This window comes from Parafrankia sp. Ea1.12 (genome assembly GCF_900465275.1).
Taxonomy (GTDB): domain Bacteria; phylum Actinomycetota; class Actinomycetes; order Frankiales; family Frankiaceae; genus Parafrankia; species Parafrankia soli.
This window is the reverse complement of sequence record NZ_UBIZ01000315.1, coordinates 20,637-32,261: the sequence shown is the minus strand read 5'-3', so window position 1 is coordinate 32,261 and position 11,625 is coordinate 20,637. Positions and strand designations below refer to the sequence as shown.

The following is an 11,625-nucleotide window of genomic DNA, read 5'->3' as shown; positions in this document are numbered from 1 at the left end:
GGCTCAGCATGAGGACCGCGGCCGCCGGTCCACCAAATGATCAGCTGAGGCTACGGCGCTTGACCGGATGCCGGGGCCTCGGTGAACGAGGGGACGATGAGCCACGGCGAGCGGTTCCTGCTGCTGGGCGGTCGCGGTCCTCATGCTGAGCCTGGTCCCGGCCACTTCCCGGCCCCGGGGGGCTGGGAGGGCTGAACCGAGCCGGGCTCGCTGTCCGCCGACAAGTACAGCAGGCTGCCCCCGAGGCCCTCGATCTCCACCTCGATGGCCCGGCGCACGGCCGGCAGTGCCGACAGCTGATCGGGGCTGGCAACCAGTACGCCGCAGTCCTCCCGGCGCAGGATGGCGTCGAGCAGGACCGTGAGTCCGGCCCGGACGATCCTCGCCGGAGGCGTGTTGCGATCGACGAAAATTTCAGCCAGAGGCAGACCCGCTGCCTTGGCGTGGGCGGTCAGCGCGTCATGCAGCCGTTCGACTTCCACCTCGTCGTCATCTTCCAGGCTGACGTATCCATAGACGGTTTGAGGCATGGCGGTTCCTCCGATTGGGCTGATGTAAAGCAGGCAGAACCGACGGCGGGTGTGTGAGGCGGTCCCGGATCACGGCGGCCGCCCGCTCGGGCGGGCGCTGGCTGCAATCGACGTTCAGGACGTTGAACCCGGCCTGGACCAGACGGTCGGTGGCCTGGCGATAGAAGTGGGCCTCGGCGTGGCTGGAGCCGGGGGCAAGCTGGAAGCGGTTGTGGGCGCCACGGTCGGCCAGGCGGCGGGCGACGATGTCGGGGTCGGCTTCGAGGATGACGCACAGGTCGGGCCGGTCGGCCTCGGCGTTGAGTGCCCAGAGGAAGGCCGGGGCGATGCCGTCGAAGCGCTGCATCACCAGACCGGAGGGGGTGTAGCGGTCGGAGATGACGGTCTTGCCGGCGGCCAGTTGGGGCCGGATCTCGGTTTCGAGATGGTGGTAACGGTCGGCGGCGTAGAGACAGGCCAGGGCGTGGCCGGTGACTGTTTCGGTCAGGTCGCGGGCCAGCTCGCCGATGGGCCCGGTGGAGGGTTCCAGAGTGAGGTGGACGTCCTTGCCATCGGCCACGAGCAGCTGCGCCAGGTGGCTGACCAGGGTGGACTTCCCCGCCCCGCTCGGGCCGTCGATGCTGATGAACAGGCCGCGCTGGTGGTCAGAAAAGGGCCGCGGGCGGGGCATCGCCGTCTCCCGATGGTTGACCGCGGAGTTCGTCGAGGGTGAGCGGTCGGCCCTCTGGGCTGGTGGCCAGCAGCGTGAACAGGCGGGCGGTGACGAGGGCGTCGTAGGCGGCCCGGTGGGGGCGCAGCTTCGGGCACAGTCCGCTGGCCAGATCGAAGGCTTCGACGAGCGCCCCGAGGCGGTAACTGACGCGGTCCGGCCGCAGGCGGCGGGCCAGGCGCAGCGTGTCGAATGCCTCGGCCGGTTCCCAACCGGCGAGCTTGCGGCGCAGTACACCCAGGTCAACGGGAGCGTTGTGGGCCACGACCGCCACACCCTCCAGGGCTGTGCGTACGTCCGTCTCGATGTCGGCGAACACGGGCGCGTGGGCCACCATCTCGCTGGTGATGCCGTGGATGCGGCGGGCGAAGCCGGTGATGGGAGTCTCGGGGCGCACCAGCCAGGTCAGCGGTTCCCCGATGACCCCGGCGGTGACCGGGACGACGGCCAGCTCCACCAGGTCGGGTGGCCGCTGGCCGTTACCTTCGAGGTCGACGACGGCGAAGTCGCGGCTGGTCCAGTCACTCACGAGCTGCCTCTTCCTGCTGCCAGCCGATCTCGGCGCGCCCATGCCGCCCGGCGTGATGCGGATGCTGCCGGTCGTGCACCTGGAACCCCAAGGCGTGTTGGAGAAAGTAGCGGGGCTGCTCGTGCGGCAGGCCGTCAACCACCACGGCCCGGTCGTCGATGTCGACGATTTCCAGCCCTTCGGCGTCCGGCACCTCGGCGGCCAGGGACGCGATCCGCTCTGGTGTTGGCCGGTGATGGGCCTGCTCGCAGCGCCCGATCTGCGCCAGGGGGCAGATGTCGCACAGCTCCCGGACGCCGTAGTGACCGTTGTAGTCGGGCAGGCCGTGCACGTAGGACACCGCGCAGGAGGTCTTGCGGAACACGGGCCCGCGGCCGGCCAGTGCTTCCAGTACTCGCTGCTCCAGGGTTTCCGGCACGATCTTGCGGCGGGCGGTGCCGCTGTAGGGCTCCGGCAGACCGGCCGCCTGGTAGTAGCCGGCGATCTGGTCCCGGTAGAACAGCCCGGTGAAGACGGTGGCGTCGGCGTGGCGGCTGAGGACGGCTGCCCGTGCGAGGTGCTCGTCCGTGTCGTTGAGGCCGGGAACCAGCGGACGCCAGTACAGCACCGTGCGGTAACGCCGGGGACGAGTGGTCGTCGCCACCTTCAGGGAGGCGGCGGCCACGGCCGACGGGTACGGCTCGATGCGCTGGTCGCCGATGCCGGAGTAGGTGAACAGGAGCGTCACCTTGAGGTGCAGCAGCCGGTTCAGCCGCGCGCAGTCCTCGGAGCTGACCTGGTGGCGGGTGATGACGAGGACGTGGTTGGTCAGGCCCCGGCGGTCCAGGTCCTCCAGCACGGCGAAGGTGTGCGGCTTGACCGCGGGGAGGAACGGCTCGGTGGCCCGGTTGAACAGCTGCACCGGCGTGCGGCCCGCCCGGAAGTACGGATGGGCCACGAGGCAGGCGACGGCCTGAGCGTCGGACATGAGCGCCCGCGGCTGGCGCTGGTCCCACAGTCCGTAGGTGTGGCGGATGCAGTAGGCGCAATCGAGGGGACAGCCCTGGATGTGGTTGAGGGAGAGGCCGCTCTTGCGGTACTCCACGACCTCACGTGCGCGTGGGGGAAGTTGTTCGATCTGTCCGCTGCCCAGCAGCGGGACGAGGGTGCTCACTCGTGCCCTCCAAGTGCCCCGTCGGGTTGGGGCGGTGACCTGTCTGAGTCGGAGGGTAAGGAGCGGCTGGGGCGGATAGCCAGAAAGTTGCTTGGGATTTCTCGAATTCATGCAGACAGCAGTGGCACGAGTGAAACTACGAGCCATCCGGAGACGCGTCACCGGCAAGATCGCTGATGGTGCGGTTGATGATCGCCCGCGCGGACCGGCCGTAGCTGGCGACGGCGGCGAGCTGATCGAAGGCGCCCGCGTACAGTTCGATCTCCGGCGGCTGCCGCAGGTCAAGCGCCGCGCTGAAGGTTTCGATGAGGACCCGCTCCGTGTCGTAGATCCAGAAGCCGTGCCACGGCGAGGTGGCGTACTGCGTCTCGAAGCCGATGATCCCGAGCCGGACGTTGGGCAGTTGCGAGAAGGAGATCAGGCGGTCGAGCTGCCCAAGCATGACCTCGAAGGGGCAGAGCCGGAACCGCAGCGCCGCCTCGGTCAGCACGAAGTGGAACCGCTTGTCCGGGCGGTAGAGGATCTCCTGTCGTCGCACGCGGGCGGCCACGGCGTCGTTGATGTCGTTCGGCAGCTTCAGGCGCCGGATGCTCTCGGCAAAGCGGGCGCGGGCATACTCGGCGGTCTGGAGCAGACCTGGGATCACCGTGGCCTCGAAGGCCCGGAAGAGGCGGGTTCGCGCGTCCCACTCGATCAGCTCCTGCTGCCGAGGCTTCAGGCCGGCACGGAGGATGCGCTGCCACTCGGCGTGCTGGACTTCCAGGGTATGGAGGGTGGCCAGCAGGGCCTGCGCCTCTGCCTGGCTGCCGGTCGCCTCGGTCCAACCCCGGATGTCATCGTCCGTCGGGGTCTGCCGGCCGTTCTCCAGCTTGGAGACCTTCGAGGGCGGCCACGACAACGACTCCGCGAGCTGCCGGCCACTCAGGGAGGCCGCGGCGCGAAGCTCGCGGAGCCGTTTGCCGAGGGCGCTGCGCGCCTCCTGGACGTTAGACGCGTCCGAGGTACTGCTGGGTGGCAAAGTCGTCCCGTCTGACGGCGTGGTGCCAGGCGGCATCACGCCAGAAGTTGTGCCGCACGATCTCGGCCGGGTCCTCGATTACCTGGCCGCCGAGAAAGCAGTCGGCCTCGTCGAAGTGCATCCGGACCAGCTTGGACGAGTCGAACAGCCAGTAGTCGTGGTGCGGCAGCCCGGCGGCTTCGGCCTGGTCGCGTGGCAGGTAGCGGATGTCCTCGCCGGCACCGTTCGTGAACTGCGCGCAGTACACCCCGAAGCGGCTGTAGTCGGTCAGGGGCAGGCTCACGACGCGGACGCGTGCGAACCGCCGGCCGGCGGCTGTGGCCTCGTGGAGCATGTCCAGCCAGCTGCGCATCCACGGAAGATCGTCCGGCTCGCCTGCGAGGAACCGTTGCAGCGACTCCTGCTCGTAGGTCGCGTCGTAGGTGTCGCGGGCCTCCAGGCGGAAGGCGGTGTGCTCGAAGGAGTGGAAGAGCCGCCGGAACTCGGGGCCGGGCGGTATGAGCTGGATCAGTGCTCCTCCTCCTGCTCCAGGTAACGGCGCGCGTAGAACTTCAGGACGTCTTCCGGGATCTCGACCAAGGTCTCATGGTCCGGGACGGGGCCGACGTCCGCGAGCACCTGGGGGTCCGTCACCTTCCACCCCTGGGCGATGTAGGTCACGCGGTCGGCGCGGTCGGTGGCAAACAGGGTGGGCGAGTTGTCCACCTGGGACTGGGGATCTTTGCCGAGGAACCGGGCGCGCACGGGTGCCTCCGTTGCTAGAAATCTGGCGAACCGTTCGCCACATGGTCACAGCCGGGAGCGGGAGCTGTCAACGAGAGGCCGCCCAGCATGATCGCCACGCGCGTGCGGGCCCGCGGCAGCCGCGCCGCCCGGGGTTAGGCGGTCGGTGGCGGTCCGTAGAGTTGCGCCGATCGGTCCGTGCCGGTGGCCCGGGGAGGGCGGTGCGTGATGGCTCGTTGGTTCAACACCGCTGGCCCTTGCGTCCCCGAGCTTCATTACATGATCCCGGCCGCGGCCCGGCTCCCAGAGGTGCCCGGGCTCGTGACGCAGCATGGCGACTTCGTCGTGCACGCTCCCCGGCAGACGGGGAAGACGACGACGCTGCGGGCGCTGGCCCAGGAACTGACCGCGAGCGGCCGGTACGCCGCGGTGCTGACCTCCTGCGAGCCTGGGCGGCCCTGGTCCGACGACGTCAGCGCGGCGGAACGCGCCATCCTACGAACCCTCCAGGAAAGGGCGGCCGACGCTCTGCCCGCCGAGCTCCGCCCGCCGACCTGGCCGGAGGCACCCGCGGGGGCGCTGCTGAGCAGCGCGCTCGCGGCCTGGTCGAGGGCCTGCCCGCGGCCGGTGGTGCTCGTCCTCGACGAGATCGACGCGCTGGAAGGCCGCACGCTGATCAGCGTGCTCAGCCAGCTGCGCAGCGGCGCCACCGGCCGGCCCGAGAACTTCCCGATGTCAGTCGCTCTCTGCGGTCTGCGCGATCTCCGCGACTGCCACCCCCGAAATCGCTTCGCGATTCCGCGGGTCCCCGGGACGGCCGCCAGCGGCAACCCGAACCGGCTCGGCGACCCCAGCCCGTTCAACATCATCGTCAGGTCGCTGCGGCTGGGGAACTTCACTCTCGACGAGATCCGCGAACTCTACGGTCAGCACACGTCTGACACCGGGCAGCCATTCACTGACGGCGCGGTCGAGCGGGCATTCGAGCTGACCGACGGGCAGCCCTGGCTGGTCAACGCGCTCGCGAACGAGATCATCGTCGGGATGGCCCACCCCGATCACAGCCGAGCACGTGGAGAAGGCCGCGGAGCGCCTCATCCAGACCCGGGCCACTCACCTCGACTCGCTGGTCGACAAGCTCAACGACTCCCGGGTCCGCGCCATCATCGAACCGCTGATCACCGGCACCCCGCCGACGCAGCGGCCGAAGAACGACGACATCCAGTACGTCCGCGACCTCGGCCTACTCGCCCCGGACCCGCCTGTCCGCCCGGCCAACCCGATCTACAACGAGTTGACGTCCTCCCCGGCTTGAAGTGAAGGCCGGGGATTCCTACTGCGTCGTGCGCGTTCACGCGCGATCGCCTCGGTGGGTTCCCGCTTCGACGCCGACAGCAGAGCTTCCGCCCTGACTAACACCGGCTCCACGGGCGTTTTCGGTCTCCGCCTGGCGCGGCATCTCAGCCACGCCTTTCCGCCCAGCGGCGACCTGGCGCTGACCCTCGAAGAGGAGGTTGCGCGCGGCGTTCAGGTCCCGGTCGTGGTGCGTGCCGCAGTGCGGGCAGTCCCACTCCCGGATCTTGAGAGGCTTCGGTCCGTCCCGGTGCCCGCACACCGAGCAGATCTGCGACGACGGGAACTGGCGGGGAAGCGGGTGGAAGAGGCGGCCGTACTGGTCGGCCTTGTTCTTGACCTTGCCGAGGAACCGTCCCCACGCCGCATCGTTGACCGACTTGGCGAGACGAGTGCGGGCCAGTCCCTTGATGCCCAGCGTTTCGACGTAGACCGCTTGGTTGTCGCGGGCCAGCCGGTGAGCGAGCTTGTTCTGTGCGTCGGCCCGCTTCTCGCGGACCTTCCGGTGTTCGACGGCCACCCGGTGGCGCGCCTTCTGCCGGTTCTTCGAGCCCTTCGCCTTGCGGGACAGTGCCCGCTGCGCGCGGGCGAGCCTGCGTTCGGCGGCACGCAGGTAGCGCGGGTTCGACACCTTCTCGTCGGTGCCGTCGCTGTAGGCGATCGACGCGAACATGTCGAGTCCCATATCGACACCGCACTCGCGGTCGGTCGTCGGGAGCGCCGTGTCGACGCGCTCCACGACGAACGAGGCGTAGTACCTGCCGTCCGGCTCTTTGATCACGGATACCGACGACGGAGGCGCGGGCAGTTCCCTGGACCAGACGACGTCGACCACGCCGATCCTGGCGAGGTAGACGCCGCCGTCCCTGAGCGAGAAGCCGTTGCGGGTGAGCCGGAACGACTGCCGATGGTCCTTACGGGACTTGCGGCGCGGGCGGCCGGCCTTGGGTCCCTTGCGCTTGCCGGACAGCGAGTTCCGCCAGTTCCGGTGCGCCTTGTGCGCGTCGCCGACCGACTGAACCAGGGCGACCGAGGCGACCTCGCCCAGCCACTCCCGCACCTTCGCCCGCTTCGCCTCCGTGATCACACGGGTCTGGACCTGCGACGCGCTCAGCTTCTCGCCGGCCTTGTACGCCTCGTCGCGACACCGGATCGCGTCGTTGTAGACGACCCGGCAGCACCCGAACGTCCGGGCGAGCATCTGCTGTTGGCCCGGCGTCGGGTTGAGGCGGTAGCGGTACCGCACGATCGGCACGATCATCATCATACACTTGGTCTCATGACGACAGACGACGGATATCGCCGTGGCAGACACGTGGTATCCGCGCTTCACGTCCACTTGGTCTTCGTGACGAAGTACCGGCGGGGCGTGTTCAACGCCGAGATGACCGAACGCTGCGAACAGATCATGCGAGACGTCTGCGACGACTTCGGCGCCCTCCTGGTCGAGTTCAACGGGGACGACGACCACGTGCACCTGCTGATCGAGTACCCGCCCAAGGTCGCGGTGTCCGCGCTCGTGAACTCGCTGAAGGGCGTCTCGGCGCGACTACTGCGCTCCGAGTTCACCGGCCACGTGAACCAGCACAGCCTGCACGGCCACTTCTGGTCCCCGTCGTACTTCGCCGTGTCGGCCGGCGGCACGCCGCCGTCCGTACTGCGCGAGTACATCGAGGGGCAGCGCCGCCCGGCGTGAACGCGCTATCCCCGCCCTGACGGACTCCGTTGCCCAATTCGGTCATGCTGCGGCCGTCGAGGCGAGGGTGCTGAAGTGAGTGGTCCGGGTTCGTCTGGTCGGGGTGCCGGTCCACCACGCGTCGAGGCGGACGATGTTGACCGCCGTGGCCGCGAGGACGTGGGCGAGGTGGTTCTTGTCCTGGCCGTGGTGGCGGGCGTGGCGGATACCAGTGACGGCGGTGGCCTGGCGCATGGTGCCCTCGACGCCGGCCCGGCGGTCGTAGCGCTTCTTCCAGGCGTCGGTGGCCTGCTCGACGCGGAGGCGTTCGAGCAGTTCGTGCTGTTCCCGGTGTCGCAGGGTGAGCTTGCGGGCGTTGGTTGCCGAGGAGGTGCACCGGGCGCGCAGTGGGCAGGGCAGGCAGTCCTTCCTGCGGAAGCCGACCTTCAGGGCGGGCTTGCCTCGGGCCTTCTCGGTGCGCCAGCTGCTGCTGACCGCTCCGTTCGGGCAGGTGACCTGCTCGCGGTCCCAGTCGATGGCGAAGTCGGACAGGTCGAAGGCGTCGGGGGTGCGGGCCTGCCAGGAGGTGTTCACCCCCAGCGGGCCGACCAGTTCGACGCCGTACTCGGCCGCGCTGGTCAGGAACAGCTCGGTGGAGGTGTAGCCGGTGTCGACGGCGTGCTCGGCGGGCAGCAGCCCGCGGCCGGCGAGGTGGCCGTGCACGACCGGGGTCGTCTCCTGGTCGGTCACGGTCGCGTCGGTCGTCTCCACGTTCGTGATCACATGGGGGGTGTCGTCGTCGCAGGTCTCGGTCAGGTGGACCTTGTAGCCGACCCGGCCGGACCCACGCTTGACCCCGTAACGGGCGGCCAGGTCGTAGGGCGAGGCCAGCCGCAGCCTGCCTGGCGGGAGGTTCTTGTCCTCCCGCCAGGCCACCTCCATCCCGCCGTCGGCGTTCTCGGTGCGGTGGTACTGCTGGACCCACGCGAGACGCAGGACGTCGACGGCGGGGACCTCCCGCAACCACAAGCGAACGCACCGCCGCGAGCACATGGGTGGAGTCCGTGCGGGCTCGCCCGCCCGCGCGCAGCAGCCCCAGCTCCGAGAGCCGGGCGAGCAGCAGGTCGAGGACCGTGGCTTCCAGGCCATGCTCGACCAGCCGCGCCCGGAACCCGCTGAGCACGGAGTAGTCGAAGCCTGCGTCGTCAAGCTCAAGGCCGAGGGCGTACTTCCAGTCGATCCGGGCCGCCGCTTGCAGTGCCGCCTGCCGGTCCGAGAGGTTCTCGGCGAACTGCAGCACGCAGACCAGCGCGAGTTGGCCCGGCGAAAGACCCGGCCGGCCCCGGGTCGCGAACGCCGCGGCGAACTGCTCGTCCGCGAACAGCGGCCCGAGCTCGTCACGGATCCTCATCGCCAGCGTCCCCTTACGGAACGCCTTCCGCGCGACCTTCGCGGTCGCTGCGGGCACCTCCGGCCACGGCTGTGGCTGCAACGACACGGCACACCTCACCTCGCCAGACAGACAGGGTCATCACCTACCGTGCCGTCACCCTCGCCCACGGCAACCACCGCAGTCGCTGGACCCCCACCCTGACGCCCAGCCGGATGACCGAATTGGGCAACGGAGTCCTGAAGGACGGGGCCTGCGCGCTACGAATCTCAGTCATCGTCCGGGCCCTGACCGACGGCGTCCTGGACTACGCCACCGACGTCCCCCGGCCCCGCGCCTATGTGCTTCCCGACGGCCGGATGGACTTCATCCGTCTGCTCACCGGGTTCGCCGCCTTCTGGAAGGCCACCGGCGACATCCTCGTCTCGCAGCAGATCTACCACGAGGCCGCTCCCCATCTCGTCCTCCAGGCGTACCTCCAGCGGGTGGTGAACGGTGGTGGCACCGTCCTGCGCGAGTACGGCGTGGGCCGCGGGCGACGCCGACCCCCTCGCCTCCGCACTCGTCCAGCTCGACGGCTACCTCGACCGCCTCGGCCTCGACACCGGCGCCCTGCTCCTCTTCGACCGCCGGCCGACGGCTCCCACCATCCACGAACGCACGACCATCACCGCCACAACCAGCCCAGCCGGCCGCCCGGTCACCCTGTTCCGGGGATAGCGCCGAGCAGGACGCGGCCGCGCGGCACGAATCGTGCCAGACGCCGCAGGTCGCCTGCGCCAGAGCACATCCATCGATCTTGTCGAGGGCGTCGAGTAGCGGATTGGCGGCGGTGATGGGGCGGTGATGGTGAGTTCGCCGGCCTGGATCTCGATGGGGCGGAAGCGGCGGCTGGAGCGATCAACGTGGGCCAGGTCGGTCACAGCCCAGCCGTCAGATCCCCTCAGAACGTAACCATCCGGCAACGCTTTGCGGTAATCTCCCCATGTTCAACATCGTCGCTCTCACCGACGAAAGGAGCGCGGGCACGGTGCGCCGCTCCGCTCGGCTACTGGCATCGATCGCTTGCGTACTCATGTTCGTGGCCGCCTGTGGAGGCGGCGGCTTCGACATCGAGCACCCCAGTCCGTCCCGCGGCGGCGCCGGGGCAGATGCCCCGACGACCGACAGGCCACTTCCTCCTGCTCGGAGCTACGACCCGCCGGTGCACTTCAACCGGGACGCCGCGGCAATGCTGCCGGATGAGGCCAGCGAGGGCGCCTTCAGCATCGGCGGCGACCTACGAAGGCCCCTTCCGGTGGCTCTCGTCGGCACGGTCGCCTACATCGCCGCCACCGACCACCTTCTCGTCGTCGAGACACGTACCGGCCAGCAGCTCGGTGCTCCGATCAGACCTGAGTCAGGCAGCGGACGGGTGTATGCCGCCTTCATCGTCGACATACCCGGCAGCGGGACGACACCGGGTCATCGCAGCGTCGAACTCGTCGGCATCGAGGCACCTGGCGCCCGGCCGGTCACGCGCGCCACCGTTCCGCTGGAACAGTGGGCGAGCCAGACATCCGGCGCATTGGCTGCGGCACCGGTCTGGAGCGATGGACGCACCGTGCTCGTCCGGGTCTCACGCTTCGGAGACTCGCCCGACGCCACCACCTATGCCATCGACGCGACCAGCGGAAAGATCCGCTGGAGGCAGGACGACTTCGCCGCACGCGTCGTCGCCGGCGACACCGCAGTCGGCGAGGTCCCGTCGGAGTCCTTTCCGGCCAAGGTTTCCGGGCTGTCCCTGTCCGACGGCGGCGTTCGTTGGACGAACACCGAGAGCGCGCACGACGTCAGCATCTTTCCCGGCGGTCCATCGCTCGTTGTTGCCTATGGGCAGACGCTGGGAAGCCAGAACTTCCTCAGTCTGTTGGACGCCGCCACCGGGACGGTCAAGGACCGCAGAACCGGCAGCTACAACGGCGTCAACTGCCAGTATGACGCCGCTTCGGTGACCGTCTGTTATCAGGGGCTCTTCGGTAGCCCATGGGCCGCCGCGTTCGACACCACTACGGGCTCCTGGCTGTGGGGCCTCCCCGACAGCGATGCGAACAGGGTGGCACCCACCATCACCAGCGCCTGGCACGGCGCGGTCTATGGAACGACGCGGAGCGGCCCGGTCATCCTCGACGCCCGGACCGGAAAGGACCGAGCCACCGCACCGGGAGCCGCACCTTTCATCGTGAACGGTAACGTGGGCCTCGCCTTGGATCCGAACGAGTCAGATCTCTGGGCGTTTCCCGCCGACGGCTGACGGCTCTCATCCCATGAGACGGGTAAGGGCCGCGCGAACGCCGGCAGGAGGCTGGACCCGCGAACAACTCGCGTCGTGGGGTGTTCCCTGGCCTCCACCGAGGGGCTGGAGGCAACGGTTGATCGATCAGAACGAGCAGATCACGGACGGTGTCGAGCGGAAGCCACCCGTAGTGCTCCGGTCGCCCATATCCGTGGATCGATCGGCGGGAGCCGCCAGCGGAGACGGCAAACCGCACGGCGACGGTGCAGC

The 11,625-nt window shown here is 69.2% G+C and carries 13 protein-coding genes and 2 pseudogenes; 5 read left to right on the top strand and 10 right to left on the bottom strand.

From position 1 onward, the window contains the following. Positions 1-140: 140 nt before the first annotated feature. The 7 genes from FMEAI12_RS16995 to FMEAI12_RS16965 all read right to left on the bottom strand — a co-directional run bounded on the left by FMEAI12_RS16995 (position 141) and on the right by FMEAI12_RS16965 (position 4,683). On the bottom strand, positions 141-530 hold the full coding sequence (locus FMEAI12_RS16995) for a recombinase family protein (protein WP_112106797.1): 390 nt from the start codon (positions 528-530) through the stop codon (positions 141-143). Next, positions 490-1,200 (bottom strand): dTMP kinase, encoded by a 711-nt coding sequence (gene tmk, locus FMEAI12_RS16990; protein WP_112106796.1) that lies wholly within the window; start codon positions 1,198-1,200, stop codon positions 490-492. The genes FMEAI12_RS16995 and tmk overlap by 41 nt, the downstream gene beginning before the upstream one ends. Beyond that, entirely contained in the window at positions 1,175-1,768 is a 594-nt protein-coding gene (locus tag FMEAI12_RS16985) for a 3'-5' exonuclease (protein ID WP_112106795.1), read from the bottom strand. Before FMEAI12_RS16985 ends, tmk begins: the two co-directional genes overlap by 26 nt. Further along, positions 1,761-2,921, bottom strand: coding sequence for a radical SAM protein (locus FMEAI12_RS16980; protein ID WP_235014086.1), 1,161 nt, complete (start codon positions 2,919-2,921; stop codon positions 1,761-1,763). The genes FMEAI12_RS16985 and FMEAI12_RS16980 overlap by 8 nt, the downstream gene beginning before the upstream one ends. Before the next feature lie 136 nt (positions 2,922-3,057). Continuing rightward, entirely contained in the window at positions 3,058-3,939 is an 882-nt protein-coding gene (locus FMEAI12_RS16975; RefSeq protein WP_235014085.1) for a helix-turn-helix transcriptional regulator, read from the bottom strand. Beyond that, entirely contained in the window at positions 3,908-4,378 is a 471-nt protein-coding gene (locus FMEAI12_RS16970; RefSeq protein WP_368672082.1) for a DUF6879 family protein, read from the bottom strand. Before FMEAI12_RS16970 ends, FMEAI12_RS16975 begins: the two co-directional genes overlap by 32 nt. 68 nt (positions 4,379-4,446) lie before the next feature. After that, positions 4,447-4,683: a hypothetical protein gene (locus FMEAI12_RS16965; protein WP_112106792.1), complete on the bottom strand. Its 237-nt coding sequence runs from the start codon at positions 4,681-4,683 to the stop codon at positions 4,447-4,449. Positions 4,684-4,890: 207 nt separating this feature from the next. Here FMEAI12_RS16965 and FMEAI12_RS38265 point away from each other — a divergent pair. Then, positions 4,891-5,373, top strand: a pseudogene (locus FMEAI12_RS38265) (ATP-binding protein); the annotation flags it as partial. A gap of 24 nt (positions 5,374-5,397) precedes the next feature. Here the strand turns inward: FMEAI12_RS38265 and FMEAI12_RS38260 are convergent. Then, entirely contained in the window at positions 5,398-5,715 is a 318-nt protein-coding gene (locus FMEAI12_RS38260; RefSeq protein WP_235014089.1) for a hypothetical protein, read from the bottom strand. A gap of 19 nt (positions 5,716-5,734) precedes the next feature. Here FMEAI12_RS38260 and FMEAI12_RS38255 point away from each other — a divergent pair, with 19 nt between their 5' ends. After that, a complete protein-coding gene (locus FMEAI12_RS38255; protein ID WP_235014088.1) occupies positions 5,735-5,977 on the top strand; it encodes a hypothetical protein in 243 nt (80 codons plus the stop codon). A 36-nt stretch (positions 5,978-6,013) separates the two neighbouring features. On the opposite strand, the gene FMEAI12_RS16955 is transcribed toward FMEAI12_RS38255, so the two are convergent. After that, positions 6,014-7,276 carry an RNA-guided endonuclease TnpB family protein gene (locus FMEAI12_RS16955; RefSeq protein WP_112106800.1) on the bottom strand — a complete coding sequence of 421 codons (1,263 nt, stop codon included), beginning with the start codon at positions 7,274-7,276 and terminating at the stop codon, positions 6,014-6,016. Between the two features lie 18 nt (positions 7,277-7,294). On the opposite strand from FMEAI12_RS16955, the gene tnpA reads away from it, so the two are divergent. Beyond that, the gene (gene tnpA / locus FMEAI12_RS16950; protein WP_112106791.1) at positions 7,295-7,711 is read left to right on the top strand and encodes an IS200/IS605 family transposase; all 417 of its coding nucleotides are present in this window, start codon (positions 7,295-7,297) and stop codon (positions 7,709-7,711) included. A gap of 42 nt (positions 7,712-7,753) precedes the next feature. Here the strand turns inward: tnpA and FMEAI12_RS16945 are convergent. Further along, a pseudogene (locus tag FMEAI12_RS16945) lies at positions 7,754-9,188 on the bottom strand (IS1182 family transposase). A gap of 387 nt (positions 9,189-9,575) precedes the next feature. On the opposite strand from FMEAI12_RS16945, the gene FMEAI12_RS37190 reads away from it, so the two are divergent. After that, entirely contained in the window at positions 9,576-9,800 is a 225-nt protein-coding gene (locus tag FMEAI12_RS37190) for a hypothetical protein (protein ID WP_200835313.1), read from the top strand. A gap of 484 nt (positions 9,801-10,284) precedes the next feature. Further along, positions 10,285-11,373 (top strand): PQQ-binding-like beta-propeller repeat protein, encoded by a 1,089-nt coding sequence (locus FMEAI12_RS16935; protein ID WP_160144286.1) that lies wholly within the window; start codon positions 10,285-10,287, stop codon positions 11,371-11,373. The last annotated feature ends 252 nt before the right edge of the window (positions 11,374-11,625 follow it).

Excerpts from the sequence above, each read along its gene's own strand:
- FMEAI12_RS16995 (WP_112106797.1), bottom strand. The coding sequence starts at position 530 with ATGCCTCAAACCGTCTATGGATACGTCAGCCTGGAAGATGACGACGAG.
- tmk (WP_112106796.1), bottom strand. The coding sequence starts at position 1,200 with ATGCCCCGCCCGCGGCCCTTTTCTGACCACCAGCGCGGCCTGTTCATC.
- FMEAI12_RS16955 (WP_112106800.1), bottom strand. The coding sequence starts at position 7,276 with ATGATCGTGCCGATCGTGCGGTACCGCTACCGCCTCAACCCGACGCCG.
- tnpA (WP_112106791.1), top strand. The coding sequence starts at position 7,295 with ATGACGACAGACGACGGATATCGCCGTGGCAGACACGTGGTATCCGCG.